The organism is Streptomyces sp. NPDC001002, assembly GCF_053599215.1.
This window is the reverse complement of sequence record NZ_JBSFLV010000018.1, coordinates 49353-68884: the sequence shown is the minus strand read 5'-3', so window position 1 is coordinate 68884 and position 19532 is coordinate 49353. Positions and strand designations below refer to the sequence as shown.

Sequence of the window (19532 nt, the reverse complement as noted above, 5' to 3'; positions counted from 1 at the left end):
TACGCGCTCCCTGACCAGGGCGCGGAACAGTGGATGAAACGGGGAAGACGGGGTGTGCGCATGATCAGCCCTCGTACGCCTGCCGCCTCTGGAAGAGCGGCGGTCCGGAGAGCGGACCAGGAGGCGGACGACAGCAGCGGACCGGACCGGGTGGAGGAACTTTCCGAGCACGACCTCCCGGATCTCCCGGACCTCACGGACTTCGAGACCTACGCGGCCGTCCGCTGGCGGCGGATGCTGCGCATCGCCTACCTGCTGACCAACGGCGACCACCACGAGGCGGAGGACCTCGTGCAGACCACCCTCGCCAAGGTGTACCTGCGCTGGAACCACGTACGCACCCTCGACGCACCCGACCAGTACGTCCGCCGGGCGCTGATCAACAACAACACCACGCGGCAGCGCAGGCGGCGGGTCGTGCAACTCCTCACGCCTCACCTGACCGAGCCGCGCATACCCGCCGGTGAGCTCAGCATGCACGACACCTACGCCGACCGCTCCGAGCTCTTCGACGCGCTCGCCACACTCCCGCCCCGTCAACGCGCGGTCGTCGTGCTGCGCTACTGGGAGTGCCTCAGCGAGCAGGAGACTGCGCAGATCCTCAACTGCTCGGTGGGCAACGTGAAGAGCCAGGCCAGCCGCGCCCTGAAGAAACTGCGCGACTGCGCGGCCCTGTCCGACTACGCCGCCGCAGCGGCCCAAGGGTGAAAGGGGACCCGTGATGAAGACCGACATGTCGCCTCAGCCACCGGTACCCGAACTGTGGCAGGCACTCGACGAGGCCGCACGCGAGTTCGTCCCCCCGTCGTTTCCGCACGACCGGATCGTGCAGCGCAGCAAGGTCATCAAACGACGCCGCAGTCTGGCGGCCGCCGCTCTCGGCGCGGCACTGCTGGTACCCGTCGGCATCGGAGTCGTCGCCCTGTCCGAGCCCGACGCCTCGCACACCGTCACCAGCCCCCGTCCGATCCCCTCGCACTCCCCCTCACCGCACCGCACGGCGAACCGTGACTCGGAGGTGCGGATCGTCCGCCCAGGCGAACGGATCCAGGCCGGCCTCGGTGTCTGGTACCTGCTCAAACCGACCGAGATGTGCGACGGGCAGGCCGGCGACGAGAAACCCATCTGCGTCGGCGTCCTCGACACCTATCGAACCGGCGCCGTGCCGATGACCCAGAACTGGACCCCCCTCGCCAAGGGCGTGGTGCACGTCCTCGCCTACAACGGCAGGATTCCCGCGACCCGGATCACCATGACCGAGGACGGCCTGACCACCGTCCTCCCCATCGTGCGCCTGGCCGGACGGCCCGCCTACGTGAGCACGTACGCCGTGAGCAGCCCCGAGGACCCCGTCGAGCGGACCAGAAGCCCCAGGAAGGCAGGCGGCGGCCCCGTCTTCCGCGTGTACGACGCGGACGGCGAGGAACTGGCGCGCATGGACGGATGGTGACTCGTGCCGGTGCCGCTCGGGGGACGTCGATTTGCGGGAACGGCAACAAAAGTGGTCCCGCGAGGACGTCATGGCCGACGGTGGGCGCATGACTGACGACATCGCTGCGCAATCGGCTGCCTTCGACGCCCCCTCGCCCGCCGGCGCCTACGCCGGAGACCCCGCGCTGCGTGAGGAATGGGACGCCCGGTACGCCGACCGGCAGCAGCTGTGGAGCGGACGGCCCAACGGCGCGCTCGTGGCCGAGGTCGCCTCGCTCACCCCTGGCCGGGTGCTCGACGTCGGCTGCGGCGAGGGCGCGGACGCCGTCTGGCTCGCCCGCGGCGGATGGGACGTGACCGCGCTCGAGGTCTCGGGCGTGGCGTTGGAGCGGGCGGTCGGGCACGCACGGGACGCGGACGTGACCGTTCGCTGGATCCACGCGGCGCTGACGGGCGCGGCGCTCCCGCCGGCCTCCTTCGATCTGGTCTCCGCCCAGTACCCGGCCCTGTTGCGCACCCCCGACTCCGCGTCCGAGCGCGCGCTGCTCGCCGCCGTCGCCCCGGGTGGTGTGCTGCTGCTCGTGCACCACGCGGGGATGGACACCCACCAGCCGGACGACAGCGGTTTCGACCCGGCCGACTACGTCTGGCCCGCCATGGTCGCCGCGCTGCTCGACGACGACTGGGCGGTCGAAGTGGACGAGCAGCGCCCGCGCGTGGCCCCCGAGGGCGGTGCCGGGGCCCACCACACGGACGACATCGTGCTGCGCGCACGCCGGTTGCGCTGAGGCCTGCGGATCCCGCCCAACCCCCTTTTCCACTCGGCGAGTTGAGCGCCGAGCGAAGTACACTCCGACCCACCCCGCGCAGTCCTGCGGACGCGGCCCTCCCCGTCTCGTCCGCACGGCACAATCCCTCTCGCGATCTGTAGCCTCCCGCGATCACGCGAGATAATTTGAACCGACAACGACACAGGGGAGGATCACGTGACGCCTACTCAGCTGAGGGCGTTCGCGGCCGTCGTACGGCTCGGCTCGGTCAAGGCCGCCGCCCGCGACCTGTCGGTGTCGGAGGCGGCGGTCTCGATGCACGTCGCCCACCTGCGCAAGCAACTCGGCGACAAGTTGTTCGCGCGTACGGGAGCCGGTCTCGCCTTCACCCCGGGCGGACTGCGTCTCGCCAGCCGCGCGACCGAGCTGCTGGGCCTTCAGGACCGCACCATTCTGGAGGTGAGCCAGGCGGGTTTCGGGCGCCGGCTCCTGCGGGTGGGGGCGTCCAGTCTCTTCGCCGAGTACGCCGCTCCCGGCCTCATCGACCTGTTCGCCAATCGCGCGGACGACCTCGACGTCGAGCTGAGCGTGCACAGCAGCCACCAGTTCGCGGGACTGCTGGTGAACCGCACGATCGACGTGGCCCTCGGCCCCCGGCCCGCGTCCACGGACGGGAAGATCGCGTGCGCACCGTTCCTGAACTACGCGATGGCATTGGTCGTCGGTCCCCAACACGCCCTGGCCGGCCGCCCCTTGGGCACCGAGGCGTCGGTCAGTGAACTCAGGCAGCAGACCTGGCTGCTGGGCCCCTCCGCCGTCGACCGGGCCGACCTGGCCACGACGGTGCTCCGCCAGATCAACGTCCCGGAGGAGCAGCAGCGCATCTTCCAGAGCCACACCGCCGCGGTCGAGGAGGCCAAGCACAGCAAGGGCGTGGCCCTGGTCCTGTCGTCCGCCGTGACCCAGGACGTCGCGGCCGGTGATCTACGGCAGTTGTCCGTGCCCGCGCTCAACGCGCGCAGCGCATGGCATGCGGCGACGCTCTCCGGCCGTACGGCACCGGCCGCGGCCGAGGAACTGGTGCGGTTTGTGACGACGCCTCGCGCCACCCAGGCGATGCTGCGCGGTGGGGGTGTCAACGCGGGACGCTTCAGGCCCGCGATCCATGTGACGCTGTGGAGTTGACGCGCGAGCCGTCCCTTCGCACGGTGGCGATCTCGCCCAGCACGCGTTCCAGGTCGTGAAAGGTGTCGGCGGGCAGGAAGCGGTGACAGTACGGGAGCGCGGCCGCCATCGCTCCGACGCGTGGCTCGAAGCCTGGCGCCGCCGCGCGCGGGTTCATCCAGATCACCTGATGGGCACGTCGCCGCAACCGTTGCATCGCCTCGGCCAGTTCCTCCGGGCTGTCCGCGTCCCATCCGTCGGAGCCGATGATCACGACCGCGCCCCGCACGCACTCACCGTGCCGTGAGTCGAGCAGGGCCCGCACGCTGCTCGCGATCCTCGTACCGCCGAACCGATCGGTGACCTGGGCCGTCGCGTTCTCGATCGCGGTCTGCGCGGACCGGTGCGCGAGGACGGGCGTCAACCGGGTGAGGGAGGTGGCGAAGGCGAAGACCTCGGCACGGACGCCCGCTCGCAGGACGACCGCACGCATCAGATGGAGGTAGGCGACTGCCTGTGCCTGCATGGACCGGCTGACGTCGCAGAGCATGACGGCGGGACGCGGTGCGTGCACGGGCCGCACCCGTACGGGGCACAGCGGCTCCCAGCCGGTCCGGCGAGCCCGGGCCAGCGTGAGCCTGAGCGCGATGCGGCCGCGGGTGCCGCCGACCGGCGCGAGCCGCCGCGATCGACGCCGGGGCCAGGTGGGTACGGCGTTCTCCAGCCAACGGCCCAGGAGGGCGGTCTCCTCGGGGCCCAACTGCTCGAACGGCACGTCGAGATTTCCCGGGTCTCCACTGGCCCGGGGGCGGGGTACGAGCAGCCCGGACTCCGGCGTTTGCGCGTCCTGTTGGTCGCCGTCCTCGACCATGCGGGGCAGCGTCACCCACGGGAGCCCTCCTCGGTCGACGCTCTCGTCGGCTCCCCGGCCCGGGCTGCCCTCTGGTGCCTGGGTGCGTTGAGGGCCGCGTTCTCTGCGGGCGTTGGGGTCGAGTGCGAGGACCGCGTCCTCGAAGACGGCGGCGAAGACCGCGTCGAAGTACGGCAGTTGGTCGTCGCGCCGCACCAGACAGATCCGGGCGGTCCAGTAGAGCTCGGTCCGGGTCCAGGGCGGTGACACGGTCAACGCCTGCACGAAGGTCGCGCTGTTGGTGAGTCCGACCCCGACGCCGTGCTGCCGCAACCGCACCGCGAACGCGGTGGCGAAGGCGGCGAGGTCGACACCGCGCAGCAGGGCCGGGGCGGAGGCGGGGGCGTTCATGGCGTCCGGCTCACCGGGCCAGGAAGTAGACGACGATCCCGATGACCACGACCAGGACGACCAGGACCGGTATCAGCCTGCGGTAGACGGAGGATCCCGCGAGGTCGAGGAGATCGACCGGGGCGGTGGTGTGCGCGGCTGGTGCGGTGACGGTCGTCTGCTCTTCCTTCTGTTCTTGCTTCTGGCCTTGCCTCTGTTCCTCCTCCTTCGAGGAATTCGCCGGCGCCGCGGCGGAAATCGGCGCCTCCGGTGTCGTATGGAGCTGGGTCTCCAGGTTCTTGACGAACTGGCCCAGCAGTTTCTCCGAGACCTCCTTGATCATCCCGCTGCCGAACTGGGCGATCTTTCCGGTGATGTTGAGGTCGGTCTCGACGGTGACCGTGGTGACGTCCCCCTCCGCGGTCAACCTCGCGTCGATGACGGCCGACGCGTTGCCCGCGCCCCGGGAGTCCTTGCCCTTCGCCCGGATCACGGCCCGGTGTTCGGCCTCGTCCTTCTGTACGAACTCGGCGGTCCCGGCGTACTGGCTGATCACGGGACCGACCTTGATCTTCACCTTGCCGCTGTAGACGCCCCCGTCGACGCCCGTGAGTTCGGCGCCGGGCATGCAGGGCGCGATGCCCTCCAGATCCGTCAACACCTCCCAGGCGTGGTCGATCGGTGCGTCGACGGTGAACTTGTTGTCGATCCTCATCGGTTGGCGTCCGTTCCCGCGCTACGCGGACGCGGGCTGCGGATAGCCCAGTTCGTCCAGCGCGTCCGTGATGGTGGTGTGGTCGTCGGGACTCTTGGCCAGTGCGCTGAGGGTGCGGAGGATGTCGGCGCGGACCAGGTTCGTGGCGCGCAGTGCGGTCAGGGCGGAGACCCAGTCGATGGCCTCGGCCATTCCGGGGGCCTTGTCGAGATCCAACTGCCTGACCCGGCCTACGAAATCCGTCGCGGAGGCGATCAGCGGGCGGCTCGCGGCCGGTACGGATCTGCGCAGGATGTCGGCCGCCCGCTCCGGTGCGGGGAAGTCGATCCAGTGGTAGAGGCAGCGGCGGCGCAGCGCGTCGTGCAGTTCCCTGCTCCGGTTGGAGGTGAGGACGACCAGGGGCCGGCGCTCGGCACGGAAGGTGCCGAGTTCCGGGACGGTGACGGCGGCCTCGCCGAGGAACTCCAGGAGCAGCGCCTCGAATTCGTCGTCGGCCCGGTCGATCTCGTCGATCAGCAGCACGGGTGCCATCGGGCCGGCATGTCGGATCGCCCGCAGGATCGGTCGGTCCTGGAGGAACTCCTCGGTGAACAGGTCGGCGTCGGTGAGCTGTTCCGCACGTGATTCCGCCAGCCTGATGGCGAGGAGCTGCCGCTGGTAGTTCCACTCGTACAGGGCCTCGGCCGCGGTCAGTCCCTCGTAGCACTGGAGCCGGATGAAAGGGGCGTCCAGCGCGGCGGCGAGGGCCTTGGCCGCGGAGGTCTTGCCGACACCCGGCTCGCCCTCGACGAGCAGGGGGCGTTCCAATGCGACGGCGAGGTACAGCGCGGTGGCCGTGCCCTCGTCGACGAGGTAGTCGACCTCGTCGAGCCGTCGCCTGACGTCGTCGGCGTCCGCGAAGGCGTCACTCATCGCGCTGCGCGGACGCGTACCGGTCGCGGCAGTGCGGGCCGCAGAACCACAGGTCCACTCCCTCGACGGTGAGATGGGGTGTGTCGGGCAGGACGGTGACCGTCATGCCGCAGACCGGGTCCGTGGCGCTCTCAGCGGCGGCGGAGGTGCCTTCACTCGCCGGCAGGGCCCGCCGTGTACGGACCGAGGTAATGACCTCCGCGAGGATCGACAGGGCGACCTCCGGCGCGGTACGTGCTCCGATGTCGAGGCCGGCCGGGCTGCTGATCCGGGCGCGGTCCGCGTCCGGGAGGTCGAGGCCGGCCACCACCGACGCGCCACGTGCACGGCTGGCGACCAGTGCGATGTACGGCACCTCGGCCGCCAGCGCGCTCCGCAACGACTCCTCCTCGTCGCGGCCGTGGCTCGCCACCACGACGGCGTCGGTTCCTCGGGGCAGGTGTTCCGACGGCAGCGACCGGGCCGCGGTGTAGCCGAGGAGTTCACACATGGCGGCGACCGCGTCCGCGACCGGCGTCCGGCCGACGATCTCGACGAGCGGTGGCGGGAGCCTCGGTTCGAGGAAGATCTCCAACGCCCCGCCCGAGAGGCAGGGGTTGACCACCACGCGCGCGCCCGGCGCTTCGGGGAACCCGGTCTCGTCCTCGGGCAGGACGCGCAGCAGCAGCGGCCCACCGCCGTCGAGCGCGCCGAGCGCGGCCGTTCGTACGCTGGTCTCCGCGCATACGCCGCCCACGAAGCCGTCGATGGTTCCGTCGGCGAGCACGATCGCCTCGTCACCGGCGTGCGCCGAACTCGGCACCTGGGCGCGGACCACGGTGGCGTGGACGAACGGCACGCGGGCGGCGGTCAGTTGCTGCATCCGCGTACTCAGTGAGGGCGGCCGTTCCGGCGCTGTCGGCGCCGGATTCGCTGTCGGCATGGGTCGTGTCCACCTCCTTGGGTCAACGGGCGTCGAGGGCTTGGCGTCAGATGGGCGGCTCGGGCCGACCTCGCATCGCGTCCCACACCCGTGACGGCGTCAGTGGCATGTCGGCGTGCCGGACGCCGAAGGGGCGCAGCGCGTCGACGACGGCGTTGACGATCGCGGGTGGCGAGCCGACCGTCGCGGACTCCCCCACGCCCTTGGCGCCGATGGGGTGGTGCGGCGAGGGGGTGACGGTGAACCCGGTCTCCCAGTCGGGGACTTCGAGTGCGGTCGGTATCAGGTAGTCCATCAGCGAGCCGCCGAGACAGTTGCCGTCCTCGTCGAAGGCGATCATCTCCATCAGTGCCATGCCGACCCCGTCGGTGAGGCCTCCGTGCACCTGCCCCTCGATGATCATCGGGTTGATCCTGGTGCCGCAGTCGTCCACGGCGACGAAGCGCCGGACCTTGACCTGCGCGGTTCCGGGATCGATGTCGACGACGCAGATGTACGCGCCGTGCGGGTAGGTCAGGTTCTCGGGGTTGTAGCAGATCTGCGCCTCCAGGCCGCCCTCCACCCCCTCGGGCAGGTCGCCCGCGCCGTGCGCGCGCATGGCGATGTCCTGGATGGTGACGGACTTGGCCGGGTCGCCGGCGATGTGGAAGGCGCCCTTGTTCCACTCCAGGTCGGCGACGGAGACCTCCAGCATGCCCGAGGCGATGATCCGTGCCTTGTCGCGGACCTTGCGGGCGACCAGTGCCGCCGCCGCGCCGGAGACCGGGGTCGAGCGGCTGCCGTAGGTGCCCAGGCCGAAGGGTGTCTGGTCGGTGTCGCCGTGGACGACGTCGATGTCGGCCGGCGGGATGCCGATCTCCTCGGCGACGATCTGCGCGAACGTGGTCTCGTGGCCCTGTCCCTGGGACTGCACGGAGAGCCGGACCACGGCCTTGCCGGTGGGATGGACGCGCAGTTCGCAGCCGTCGGCCATGCCGAGGCCGAGGATGTCCATGTCCTTGCGCGGCCCGGCGCCGACCGCCTCCGTGAAGAACGAGATTCCGATGCCCATGAGTTCACCGCGCGCCCGCTTCTCGGCCTGCTCGCGGCGCAGCTCCTCGTACCCGGCCAGTTCCATGGACAGGCGCATGGTGGGTTCGTAGTTCCCGGAGTCGTAGACCCATCCCGTCTTGCTGCGGTAGGGGAACTGTTCGGGCTTGATGAAGTTCTTCAGCCGCAACTCGGCGGGGTCCATGTCGAGTTCGAAGGCGAGGCAGTCGACGATGCGCTCGACCAGGTAGACGGCCTCCGTGATGCGGAACGAGCAGGCGTAGGCGACGCCGCCGGGGGCCTTGTTGGTGTAGACGGCGGTCATCTTGCAGTAGGCGGCCTCGATGTCGTAGCTGCCGGTGAAGACCCCGAAGAATCCCGCCGGGTACTTCACGGGCGCGGCCGTGCCGTTGAACGCGCCGTGGTCCGCCAGGACGTTGGTGCGGATCGCAAGGATGCGCCCCTCACGGGTGGCGGCGATCTCGCCGCGCATCACGTAGTCGCGGGCGAATCCGGTGCTGGTGAGGTTCTCCGAGCGGTCCTCCATCCACTTGACCGGTTTGCCGGTGAGGAGGGAGCCGACGATCGCGCACACATAGCCGGGGTAGATGGGCACCTTGTTGCCGAAGCCGCCCCCGATGTCGGGTGAGATGACGCGGATCTTGTGTTCGGGCAGTCCGGCGACGATCGCGTACAGCGTCCGGTGGGCGTGCGGGGCCTGGCTGGTGGACCAGAGGGTGAGGCGGCCCTCGACCGAGTCGTAGTCGGCGACCGCGCCGCAGGTCTCCATCGGCGCGGGATGCACGCGCGGGTAGACGAGGTCCTGGCTGACGACGACGTCCGCGCGCTCGAACACGGCGGCGGTCTCGGCCTCGTCGCCGGTCTCCCAGTCGAAGCAGTGGTTGTCGGCCTTGCCTTCGAGGTCGTCGCGGATGACCGGGGCCTCGGGCGCGAGTGCGGTGCGTACGTCGATGACCGGGTCGAGGATGTCGTATTCGACGTCGATGAGTTCGAGCGCGTCACGGGCCGCGTACCGGTCCTCGGCGACCACGAACGCCACCTCCTGGCCCTGGAAGCGGACCTTGTCCGTGGCGAGCACGGCCTGGACGTCGTTGGAGAGGGTCGGCATCCACGCGAGGCCCTTCTCGGCGAGCATCGCGCCGGTGACGACGAGCTTCACTTTGGGATGGGCCTCGGCGAGCGAGGTGTCCACGCTCAGGATGCGGGCGTGTGCCATCGGGGCGCGAAGGATCGCGAGGTGGAGCATGCCAGGCAGTTGGACGTCGTCGACGTACCGGCCCCGGCCGCGCACGAACCTGGGGTCCTCCTTGCGGAGCATGCGCCCGTGTCCGACGGGGTGCTGGTCGTTGTCGGTGAACGAGGTGACGGGCCCTTCCGCGGGGTGATCGGCGACCGTGCTCATGACGACCTCCTCGACGCCGTGCCGGCGACGGTCGTGTCCGGGGGTGTGCCGTCGTCGGCCGGTGCGGTCGTCCTGGTGCCCGCCTCCTCGGCGGCGGCCCACTGGACGGACCTGACGATGGTGGCGTAGCCGGTGCACCGGCAGATCTGGCCCGAGATCGCTTCCCTGATCTCCTGGTCCGACGGGTTCTTGTTGCGGTCCAGCAGGGCGCGTGCGGTCATCATCATGCCGGGCGTGCAGAAGCCGCACTGGAGTCCGTGGCACTCGATGAAACCCCGCTGGACGGGGTCGAGTTCGCCGTTCGTCTCCAGCCCCTCGACCGTGCGGACCTCGTGTCCGCCGGCCATCGCGGCCAACACCGTGCAGGACTTGACGGGTTCGCCGTCCAGCCAGACCACGCAGGTGCCGCAGTTGCTGGTGTCGCAGCCCCAATGGGTGCCGGTGAGCGCGAGGTGATCGCGGAGAAAGTGGACGAGCAGGAGCCGTCCCTCCACCTCGCGGGTGACCTCCTCACCGTTGACGACCATCGTGACCTGCATGTCAGCCTCCCAGCGGGCCGCGTACGGCCGTTGTCGACGTGCGTGCCCGGTCCACGGCGCGGCGCAGTGCGCGAATGGTCAGTTCCTTGGCGAGGTGCCGCTTGTACTCGGCGCTGCCGCGGCGGTCGGTCACCGGATCGCAGGAAGCGGCGGCGATGGTGCCGGCCCGTTCGTACAGTTCCTCCGACGGACGGTGGCCCCTCATGGCCTCCGAGATCTCGGGCAGTCCGGTGGTGTTGGGCCCTACGGCAGCCAGACCTACCCGCGCGTCCGAGATCACGTCCCCGTCCAGCCACACGGCCACGCCGACGGAGACGACCGCCCAGTCCCCCGCCCGCCGCTCGACCTTCTCGTACGCGCTCGATCCGCCGGGACGGACGGGAAAGCGGACCTCGATCAGCATCTCGGCGTCGCCGACCGCCGTTTCGTAGGGGCCGCGGTAGAAGTCCTCCATGCTCACCTCGCGGCGGCCGTCCTTGTTCTGGATGACGCACCGTGCGTCGAGCGCGGTGCACACCGCGGACAGGTCCTCCGAAGGGTCCGCCTGGCAGAGCGAGCCGCCGAGGGTGCCACGGTTGCGGACCACGGGGTCGGCGATGACGCGCTCCGCGTCGGCGAAGATCGGGAGTGGGTCGGCGAGTTGGGCGGACTCCAGCAACTCGCGGTGGCGGGTGAGGGCACCGATCCTGATCAGTCCTGGCTCGACGGTGATGTAACCGAGCTCGTCCGACAGGTCGTTGATGTCGACCAGGTACTCGAAGTTGGCGAGGCGCAGCTTCATCATCGGCAGCAGGCTGTGCCCGCCCGCGATCAGCCGCGCGGTGTCGCCGAGCCGGTCGAGCAGTCCTATCGCGTGATCGACACTGGTGGCGCGCTCGTACTCGAATGGCGCGGGAACCTGCATCGCGATCCCTCTCTGCGTACCTGGGCGACGACGTCGTCGTGTCCGGTCATTCGGCCTCCCGGCACCGAATCCGTCAACAGCGACTTAAGGAGTCGCTTAATCCGTCCCGCGCCACCTAAGCGATCGCTGAAGTCGCCGTTGACGCGGGCGAACACCCGGCACAGGCTGCGCTCACGGCCGGCCGGGCGAAGGGAGCCCTGATGCGGGACATCGCCGACACGATCGGGACCTGGCATGCGGCAGGCAAGGCGTTCGCGATGGCCACGGTCACCCGCACCTGGAACTCGGCACCGCGTCAGCCGGGGGCCGCCATGGCCGTCGCCGAGGACGGCGAGGTGGTGGGCAGCGTCTCGGGAGGATGCGTCGAGGGGGCCGTCTACGAGGTCGCCCGTGAGGTCATCGCGTCGGGCCGGCCGGTGGTCGAGCGGTACGGAGTGAGCGACGACGATGCTTTCACCGTGGGCCTGACCTGCGGTGGCACCGTCGAGGTGCTGGTGCGGCCGATGGGCGCGACCCATTTCCCCGAACTGCCCGAGGTGCTGCGCCGCATCGCCCTGGGTACGCCCGTCGCGGTGGCCTCGGTTCTCGAACCCGCGCTGTCGGGCGGCCAGTTGGTGGTTCTCTCCGACGAGCGGACCGGCCTCGGGTCCCTCGGTGACAGCCGTCTGGACGAGGGCGTGACCGAGCGGGCGCACGGCATGCTGGCGCTCGGCACCACCGGCGTCATCCGCGTCGGCCGAGCCGGTGAGCGGCGCGGGAGCGAGGTCGCGGTGCTGGTGGAGTCCTTCGCCCCGCCGCCGCGGATGCTGGTGTTCGGCGCGATCGACTTCGCGGGCGCGGTGGCGCGGATGGGCAAGTTCCTCGGCTATCGCGTGACGGTCTGCGACGCACGTCCCGTCTTCGCGACCCGCAAGCGGTTCCCCGACGCGGACGAGCTGATCGTGCAGTGGCCGCACGACTTTCTCGACCAGAACCCCGTCGACGAGAACACGGTGATCTGTGTGCTCACCCACGATCCGAAGTTCGATGTGCCGCTGCTGGAGCGGGCGTTGACGACACCGGCCCGCTACATCGGCGCCATGGGCAGCCGCCGCACCCACGAGGACCGGCTCGTGCGGCTGCGTGCGGCGGGCGTCAGCGAGGAGGCGCTGTCCCGGCTGGCTTCACCGATCGGCCTGGACCTCGGTGCCCGCACTCCGGAGGAGACCGCGGTCGCGATCGCGGCGGAGATCATCGCGTTGCGGTGGGGCGGGAGCGGCAGCAGGCTGAGCGACACGCACCTGGCCATTCACCGCTGAGTCCCCAACTCGGGGCGAGCCGATGCGACCGGGGCCGTCCTCGGCGAGAACGACCCCGTGTCCGGCGCACTTTCCTGTCACCCGACGGCGAACTCCCGCAGCGCGTCCGGGGATCCGTTGAATCTGTCGTGGTCGCCGACCGTCGCTCCGGACGACGTGTACTGCCACATCGTGTACTGCGACCAGCCCGCCGGGAGCGCCCCCACCGACGAGGCGTACCGGGCGACCCACAGGGGGTTGGTGGCGCCGAAGCCGGTGTAGCCGCCGGTGCAACTGGTCCACCAGGACGTGGACGTGTAGATGACGGCGGCGCGTCCGGTGCGGGCCTTGTAGCGGTTCACGAAGTCCCGGATCCAGCTGACCATGCCGCTCGTGGACTTGCCGTAGCAGGAGGCGCCGTACGGGTTCCACTCGATGTCGAGGACGCCGGGCAGCGTGCGGCCGTCGCCGGACCAGTCCCCGCCGTGGTCGACGAAGTAGTCGGCCTGCGCGGTGCCGCTGCTGGAGTCCGGTACGGCGAAGTGGTAGGCGCCGCGGACCATGCCGACGCCGTAGGAACCGCCGTACTGCTGGGTGAAGTACGGGTTCTGGTAGGAGGTGCCTTCGGTGGCCTTCGTGTAGGCCCATCTGGTGCCGCTGCTCCAGAGGGTGGACCAGGCGACGTCGCGCTGGTGGCTGGAGACGTCGACGCCCTCCGTCCACACGGCTCGTGTGTCCGGGGGTATCGCCTCCGGTGTGCCGGTGGTTCGTTCGTGGGCCGTGACTCCGATGCCCATGTAGGCGTTGCCCCGCGCGGGCGCGGGTTCGGATTCCGGGGGTGCCGCCGCCACGGTGAGGCCGAGGCCGGTCAGCAGGACGATGAGACGCAGGCGTGCGCGGTCGTACCGCGATGTTTTGGATCTCTGCACGCCTCCCATCCGACCCCGGGTCGTGCCGGGCCGCACGTCATGTACGGCCGACGAGGATCTCTCCGCCGCGCGAGCGTGCGCCGATGACCGGGCCGTCAGGAAGGCTCATCACTCCTCGACGACCTGGATGATCGTCCGGCCGGCGACCCGCCTGGCCGGGGCGAAGGCGGCCACGGCCTCGGCCAGCGGCCGCACTTCGCCGACCCGCACGCTGAGCCGTCCGTCCCTGACCCGCTGGGCGAGGTCGGCGAGACGGGCGCGGTCGGGTTCGACGACGAAGAACAGCGCCTGTCCGTCCTTGGGGCGGACCTTGGGCGGCGCGGCGATGGTGACGAGGGTGCCGCCGGCGCGGACGAGCGCGGCGGAGCGGTCGAGGATGTCGCCGCCGATCACGTCGAAGACCACATCGACCTCCCCCGCCTGCTGCCACCCGTCTGTGTCGAGGTCAAGGAACGCGTGCGCGCCCAAGGCCAGCGCGGTGTCCCGGTCTGCCGCCCGGCCGGTGCCGGTGACGTGGGCGCCCGCCTCCCGTGCGAGCTGCACCGCGATCGAGCCGACGGCGCCCGCGGCACCGTGGATCAGGACGCTCTGGCCGGTGGTGAGCCGGGCGTGGTCGAACAGGCCCTGCCAGGCGGTGAGTCCGGAGATGGGCAGCGCGGCCGCCACCGTGTGGTCGACGTCCGCCGGAAGCGGGGCCAGGTTGCGGGCCTCCACGGCGACGTACTCGGCCAGCGAGCCGTTGCGGGTCCAGTCGGTCGGGCCGAAGACCCGCTGGCCGACGGTGAGGCCGGTGGTGCCGTAACCGAGTTCCGCCACGACGCCGGAGACCTCGTGCCCGGGCACGCTCGGCGTGCGGTCCCGCCCTGCACGGTCCGTCCAGCTGCCGGGCCAGTCGAGCTCGCCCCGGGTGAATCCCGCGGCATGCACGCGTACGACGACGTCGTTCTCGGCGGCATGGGGATACGGCAGGTCGGTGAGGGTCAGCCCGGTGGCGCCGGCATCCCGGTCCTGGGCGGTGATGGCTCGCATGGACGGTGTCTCCTTCCGGTGTTTCTACGGTTTCCAGTGTTTCTACGGTCAGCTCGGCCAAGGCGCGTCGGTGATGCGGTCGACCATGCTCGCGCGCCGGAAACCGGGAACGAAGTGTTCCAGCACATCCGCGTTGATGGTCCCGTAGGTGGTGTCCGGGCGGTTCTTGAGCCCTTCGACGAATTGCTGAAGGAATTCCTTCTTGAATTCTCCGCGCGGGTGCGCGGCGAGGATCTCCTCCACCGCGTCGCCGTCCAGCGCGTCCAGGCCCCAGCCGAGGGCGTCCGTCAGCACGCCCTGGTTCGTGGCGGCCGTCTCCGGCCCCAGCCGGCCCGGGATCCCGGGCGTCGTGTGCAGCGCCACGGCCTCCCACACCACGTCGGCGGCGCTTTTCGAGAACCCGCGGCCGAGCAGGAACGCCCGCGCGTGATCGGCTCCGTCGACCTCGAAGCGCTGCTCCGCCGCGGAGAACGGGGTCACCAGACCGGCGTCGTGGAACATGGCCGCGACGTACAACAGCTCGGGATCGGGTTGAAGGCCGAGGCGGCGCGCCTGCAGGCTGCCGAAGAGGAATACCCGCCGGGAATGGTGGAAGAGAAGCGATCCGGTCATTCCACGGAGAATCTCGGTCGCCTCCGTGACGGCCGCGGTCCGGGGAATCTCCACTCCGGCGATGGTGTCGGTCATGAGGCTCGCGCTTTCCGGGTGATGCGCACGGCGGGGACCGTGCGTCCGTAGCACGGTGGGAACCGTGCGTCCGTACACCACCATGCCCACCGCACTGCCTTCCGCGCCTCTCGCGTCCGGCCATCAACCCCTCGGATCCGGACATGCGGGGATGAGCGAACCGAGGGACGCCATGATCGGCGACAGGGCATGGTGGTGCCGTGAGCGACGACGACACGACGGCAGCGGTCCCGCGACCGACCAACGAGGAGAACCGGCACGCCAGTTGGTTGGAACTGTTCTTCGACCTGGTCGCCGTGGCGGGCGTGGCGCAGATCGCGCATCTGCTGCACGGGGTCCCCGAGGTGTCCGACCTCGGCCTGTACGCGCTGCTGTTCCTCGCCTTCTGGACGGCGTGGATCTGCTTCACCCTGTACGCGAACGTGGCCTACGAGAACACCCACGTCCGTACGGTGCTGGCCGCGATGTTCGGCATGGCCGTCATGGCCGCTGCCGTGCCGGGCGTGCACGAGGGCGACGATCAGCACGCGCGTGTGTTCGCCCTGGCGTACATCCTGATCCGAGCCCTTGCGACACGGGCCTGGCAGCACCGTCGGCAGATCCTCGTCGACTGGCCGGCCGCGCAGATGTCGCTCGGTGTGATCCCGTGGATCGTCTCCCTGTGGGCTCACGAACCGACCCGTTACTGGCTCTGGGCCCTGGGTATCGCCCTTGATCTGTACGTCACGTTCGCGGTCTCCGCGCGGGACATCGTCGAGCGTCAGGTGGCCCGGGAGCGGCTCGGCAACCGGCCCGCCCGGCGGGACTCCGGACGAGGCACATCGCTCGCCCGGTCGCAGACGGAGCATCTGAGCGAGCGGCTCGGTCTCTTCGTGATCATCGTGCTGGGTGAGGGTGTCGCCCAGGTGGTCCAGGCCACGTCGGACGCGGAGTGGGACAGGAAGCTGTACGCGCTCGCCGTCGCGGCGTTCTTCCTGCTGGCCGCGTTGTGGGCGTTGTCCTTCCGGCACGGCTACGCCGGAGTGCCGCACCTGGCGGCCGGGGTGCTGCCCGCCCGCGCGGCACTGCCCCTGCACTGTTTCGTCTCCGGCTGCCTCGCCGCCCTGGCCGCCGCGCTCGGAGCCGCCGCCGAGCACCTGGAGACACTGCCGGACGCCACCCGCTGGCTGCTGTGCTCGGCGCTGGCCGGGTACTTCCTGCTCAGCGGACTGGCCTGGCTGGGCCAAGCGGCCCGGGAACGGCGCTGGCTGCTGTCCGTCGCCCTGCCCTGCTGCGTACTGCCGCTGCTGCTGGCCGCCTTCGGCGCCCACGTCAGGACCGTGGCCCTGGTCTGGCTGCTCGTCCTGATCACCGTGTGGCCGATGCTCTACGAACGACGGTCGTCGAAGCCGTCGAAACAGGCCGTGGGCACCGGAACGGGGACGTCAACGGCGTGAGCACTCATCGGGACCCGAAGAGAGCACTTTCCGGGCCTGGTGGCCGGATCCCTCCTATCGTGGAACGACACATCGAACCTCGGCGACGAATCGGGCAGACCATGCAGGATCCGGAGATCGACTACGCGGCGGTCTTCCGCGCGCTGCCCGGCATGGTGGCGCTGCTCACCCCCGAGCTGGTCTACGTCGACGCCAACGAGGACTTCGAGCGCCTGTCGGGACGTACCCGCGAGGAACTGGTCGGCCGCTACATCTTCGACGTCTTCCCCGAGAACCCCAAGGACCCGGCGGCGGCCGGGATGCGCGAGACCCGGGAGTCGATGCTGCGCGCGGTGGCCACCGGCGAGCGCGACACCATGGCGCTGGTCCGCTACGACATCGAGGACCCCCAGCGGCCCGGCCAGTGGGTGGAGCACGTCTGGAGCCCGGTCAACGCGCCCGTACTCGACCAGGACGGGGAGGTCATGCTGATCGCCCACCGGGTGGAGGAGGTCACCGAGTTCATCCGAGCCTTCGGCGGCAAGGCCGACGACAGACGGGCCCGGGTCCTGGAGGCCGAGCTGTACACCCGGGCGCGTGAGCTGCAGGAGGTCAACGAGCGACTGCGCCGGGCCCACGCCCATGAGCGCGAGGTGGCGCTGACCCTGCAGGCGGCGATGCTGCCCCCGCCGCGACCGGTCGGCCACCACAGGGCGGCCGTCCGCTACCGGCCCGCGGTGGGCGCGCTGAACGTCTGCGGAGACTGGTACGACCTGGTCGACCTGCCCGACGGCGGCATGGCGGTCGCCGTCGGTGACGTCGTCGGGCACGGTCTGGCGGCCGCCTGCGCCATGGGCCAGCTGCGCAGCGCCCTGAGCGCGGCCTGCCGGGTCGCCGACGGGCCGGGCTCGGCCCTGGAGGCGCTCGGTCTGTACGCCCGTTTCGTCGAGGGCGCCGAGTCGGCCACCGCGGTGACGACGTTCGTCGACTGGGACGACCGCACCATCACCTACAGCTGCGCGGGCCACCCTCCGCCGGCCCTGCTCGACCCCGACGGCTCGGTGACCTTCCTCGACCGGGCCACCGACCCGCCCCTGGGCGCCCGCCCCGAGCACGTCGGCCGACCGGAGACGAGCATCCCCTTCACCGAGGGCGCCACTCTCGTCCTGTACACCGACGGACTGATCGAACGCCGTACGGAGGACATCGACCGCGGTCTGGCCCGCCTCGCCGGCTCCCTCGCCCGTCACCGGGACGCGGAACCCGAAGCCCTGGCCGACGCCCTCCTCGCCGATCTGCTCCCCAGCGGGGGCAACACCGACGACACGGCCCTGGTCGTCCTGCGGCTGTGACGGTGTCACCCAACTCGCAAGAACCCCGCACGTGTTGAGTCCGGTGTCGGGCGGAGCGCTCCCTCGAAGCGGCTCGGGAAGGGGTACTTCCACTCCAGGAGGGCGTGGATGGCGGCCTGGGCCCGCGCCCTGGTGGCCGGGGCGGTGTCGACGTCGTTGAGGCAGAAGAAGTCGACGTCCTCGCCCTCCGCGAGGCGGGCCAGGCGTCGTTGCATGTCCGGTGTCCCCAACTCCACATAGCGGAAGCGGTAGTCGGCCGGGACCGCTCTGCCAGTCGCGATGGCCCAGTGGTGGTGCAGGGTGGAGGCGGGCGCGACGTCGGCGGTGGAGCGGAAGCGCGAGTAGGCGGTCCGCTCCAGCTCCTCGATCCCGCGGCTCTCCATCTCCCGCATGACGGACAGCAGTTGGGGGTGCGGGGTGTGCAGCGACTTGTGGGTGACCTGCCTGCCGTGGAAGCGCCTGATGACCTCGCGGGCGTTCTTGCCCGCCGAGTTGGGGGCGGGCTCCAGCGGGTGCGGGGCGCCGACGCCGAGCTTCAGCGGGGACAGGGGGATGCGGGCGATGCCGTTGCCGTGGAAGAAGGTCTCGGCCCGTACCGAGCGATTGAAGAAGACGTCGTCGTTGAGGTAGAGGTAGTGCTCCGACAGGCCCGGGATGTGGTGCAACCGGCTCTCTATGGCGTGGGAGTTGAAGACCGGGAGCGCGTCGGGCGGCAGGATGTCCCGGTGGTCGATCACGGTCAGGCCCGCCGCCTCCGGGTTCAGCCAGGCGGGGATCTGCGAGTCGGTCACGAGGTAGACGTGCCGGACGAAATCGGCATACATCTCCAACGAGCGCAGCGCGTACTTGAGTTCGTCGTGGCTGGTGTAGCGGGAGGCGCCCGTCTCGCGCGGGGCGATGCCGCCACGGTCGAGGTCCTGGTGGGCGCGGCGCTTGGCGGCCAGCACGGGGTCGTCGCCGTCGACCCACGTGTACACGGCGTCGATCGGGAAGCGCACCTCGTCGATGCCCGGTTCGGCGAACGCGGCGAAGGTCGGCACGCTGTGGCGGCGGCCGGCCACCGCGGCGGGCTGTTGCGCGGTCGCCGGGACGACCTCGGAGACGGGGTTGCGGCGCGGGGCGACGAGCGCCGTGCCGAAGGTCTCGCCGAGCCGGGTGCCGGGGACGGTGAGCCACACGGGGTCCGGCTTCCGGGCCGCCGGCAGGTCCCGGCCGTACTGCCAGAACTCGAGGTCGCAGCCGGTGTCGAGTGCGGTGAACACCTGCCCCTCGGGGCCCAGGCGGATCACTCCGACGCGCAGCACCGGGGCTCGCCTCAGCTCCCGCGGCAGCCTGCCGTCGGCCCACAGCACCGCACGGGTCACCGTGCCGTGCGGGTCGACCGCGCCGACGTAGGCGACGCCGCCGGCGAACCGGCGCGTGGCCTGGGCGAGGATCGTGGCACGGTGGCCGTCCTCGACACCGATCACCGGCCGGGTGCCGTCGCTCTGGCCCGCGGGGATGTGGAAGTACGGGACACCGGCGGCCTCCAGCAGGCCGCACATTCGCTCCAGGTCGGTTTCGGCGGCCTCGGCGGCGGTGTAGCCGGCGACCGTCTGGCCGTACAGCCGCATCGGTCCGCGGGCGATCCGGCGCAGGCCGGGGACGGCGGCCCGCAGGCGCCGGCGGGCCCGGGCCGCGCGCAGCGCCCACAGCCGGGCCGACAGCCACAGGCCCAGGCGCCGGAGCAGGTTCCGGGCGGCACGCAGGCCCGGGGGCGCCACGAAACGGTGGCGGAGATCCATGGACGTACCC

The 19532-nt window shown here is 70.8% G+C and carries 18 protein-coding genes; 7 read left to right on the top strand and 11 right to left on the bottom strand.

The window, feature by feature from the left end; genetic code table 11:
* The first annotated feature begins 150 nt into the window (after positions 1-150).
* From ACWDR3_RS11535 to ACWDR3_RS11520, 4 genes are all read left to right on the top strand, one after another.
* The gene (locus ACWDR3_RS11535) at positions 151-708 is read left to right on the top strand and encodes a SigE family RNA polymerase sigma factor (protein ID WP_450352263.1); all 558 of its coding nucleotides are present in this window, start codon (positions 151-153) and stop codon (positions 706-708) included.
* 13 nt (positions 709-721) lie between these two features.
* The gene (locus ACWDR3_RS11530) at positions 722-1450 is read left to right on the top strand and encodes a hypothetical protein (RefSeq protein ID WP_450352262.1); all 729 of its coding nucleotides are present in this window, start codon (positions 722-724) and stop codon (positions 1448-1450) included.
* A gap of 88 nt (positions 1451-1538) precedes the next feature.
* Entirely contained in the window at positions 1539-2219 is a 681-nt protein-coding gene (locus ACWDR3_RS11525; protein WP_450352261.1) for a class I SAM-dependent methyltransferase, read from the top strand.
* A 198-nt stretch (positions 2220-2417) separates the two neighbouring features.
* The gene (locus ACWDR3_RS11520) at positions 2418-3386 is read left to right on the top strand and encodes a LysR family transcriptional regulator (protein ID WP_450352260.1); all 969 of its coding nucleotides are present in this window, start codon (positions 2418-2420) and stop codon (positions 3384-3386) included.
* Here the strand turns inward: ACWDR3_RS11520 and ACWDR3_RS11515 are convergent.
* From ACWDR3_RS11515 to ACWDR3_RS11485, 7 genes are all read right to left on the bottom strand, one after another.
* A complete protein-coding gene (locus ACWDR3_RS11515) occupies positions 3352-4626 on the bottom strand; it encodes a vWA domain-containing protein (protein WP_450352259.1) in 1275 nt (424 codons plus the stop codon). The two genes, ACWDR3_RS11520 and ACWDR3_RS11515, sit on opposite strands and share 35 nt — an antisense overlap.
* 10 nt (positions 4627-4636) lie before the next feature.
* The gene (locus ACWDR3_RS11510; protein WP_450352258.1) at positions 4637-5320 is read right to left on the bottom strand and encodes an SRPBCC family protein; all 684 of its coding nucleotides are present in this window, start codon (positions 5318-5320) and stop codon (positions 4637-4639) included.
* A gap of 21 nt (positions 5321-5341) precedes the next feature.
* The gene (locus tag ACWDR3_RS11505) at positions 5342-6232 is read right to left on the bottom strand and encodes an AAA family ATPase (RefSeq protein WP_450352257.1); all 891 of its coding nucleotides are present in this window, start codon (positions 6230-6232) and stop codon (positions 5342-5344) included.
* The gene (locus tag ACWDR3_RS11500; RefSeq protein ID WP_450352256.1) at positions 6225-7094 is read right to left on the bottom strand and encodes an XdhC family protein; all 870 of its coding nucleotides are present in this window, start codon (positions 7092-7094) and stop codon (positions 6225-6227) included. Before ACWDR3_RS11500 ends, ACWDR3_RS11505 begins: the two co-directional genes overlap by 8 nt.
* 106 nt (positions 7095-7200) lie before the next feature.
* The gene (locus ACWDR3_RS11495; RefSeq protein WP_450352255.1) at positions 7201-9606 is read right to left on the bottom strand and encodes an aerobic carbon-monoxide dehydrogenase large subunit; all 2406 of its coding nucleotides are present in this window, start codon (positions 9604-9606) and stop codon (positions 7201-7203) included.
* Positions 9603-10145, bottom strand: a complete 543-nt coding sequence (locus tag ACWDR3_RS11490; protein WP_450352254.1) for a (2Fe-2S)-binding protein — start codon at positions 10143-10145, stop codon at positions 9603-9605. Before ACWDR3_RS11490 ends, ACWDR3_RS11495 begins: the two co-directional genes overlap by 4 nt.
* Position 10146: 1 nt before the next feature.
* Positions 10147-11049, bottom strand: a complete 903-nt coding sequence (locus tag ACWDR3_RS11485) for an FAD binding domain-containing protein (RefSeq protein ID WP_450352253.1) — start codon at positions 11047-11049, stop codon at positions 10147-10149.
* 200 nt (positions 11050-11249) lie between these two features.
* Between ACWDR3_RS11485 and ACWDR3_RS11480 the strand changes: the two genes are divergently transcribed.
* Positions 11250-12347: an XdhC family protein gene (locus ACWDR3_RS11480; RefSeq protein WP_450352252.1), complete on the top strand. Its 1098-nt coding sequence runs from the start codon at positions 11250-11252 to the stop codon at positions 12345-12347.
* Between the two features lie 77 nt (positions 12348-12424).
* Here the strand turns inward: ACWDR3_RS11480 and ACWDR3_RS11475 are convergent, their stop codons facing one another.
* From ACWDR3_RS11475 to ACWDR3_RS11465, 3 genes are all read right to left on the bottom strand, one after another.
* Positions 12425-13264 carry a lysozyme gene (locus ACWDR3_RS11475; protein ID WP_450352251.1) on the bottom strand — a complete coding sequence of 280 codons (840 nt, stop codon included), beginning with the start codon at positions 13262-13264 and terminating at the stop codon, positions 12425-12427.
* 99 nt (positions 13265-13363) lie between these two features.
* Positions 13364-14284 (bottom strand): NADP-dependent oxidoreductase, encoded by a 921-nt coding sequence (locus ACWDR3_RS11470; protein ID WP_450352250.1) that lies wholly within the window; start codon positions 14282-14284, stop codon positions 13364-13366.
* A 48-nt stretch (positions 14285-14332) separates the two neighbouring features.
* Positions 14333-14971 (bottom strand): HD domain-containing protein, encoded by a 639-nt coding sequence (locus ACWDR3_RS11465; RefSeq protein WP_450352249.1) that lies wholly within the window; start codon positions 14969-14971, stop codon positions 14333-14335.
* Between the two features lie 200 nt (positions 14972-15171).
* Between ACWDR3_RS11465 and ACWDR3_RS11460 the strand changes: the two genes are divergently transcribed.
* Positions 15172-16407 carry a low temperature requirement protein A gene (locus tag ACWDR3_RS11460; RefSeq protein ID WP_450352248.1) on the top strand — a complete coding sequence of 412 codons (1236 nt, stop codon included), beginning with the start codon at positions 15172-15174 and terminating at the stop codon, positions 16405-16407.
* A 101-nt stretch (positions 16408-16508) separates the two neighbouring features.
* Entirely contained in the window at positions 16509-17738 is a 1230-nt protein-coding gene (locus tag ACWDR3_RS11455; protein WP_450352247.1) for a PP2C family protein-serine/threonine phosphatase, read from the top strand.
* 5 nt (positions 17739-17743) lie between these two features.
* Here the strand turns inward: ACWDR3_RS11455 and ACWDR3_RS11450 are convergent, their stop codons facing one another.
* Complete coding sequence (locus tag ACWDR3_RS11450) at positions 17744-19522, bottom strand: stealth conserved region 3 domain-containing protein (protein WP_450352246.1); 1779 nt, start codon at positions 19520-19522, stop codon at positions 17744-17746.
* Positions 19523-19532 lie beyond the last annotated feature (10 nt).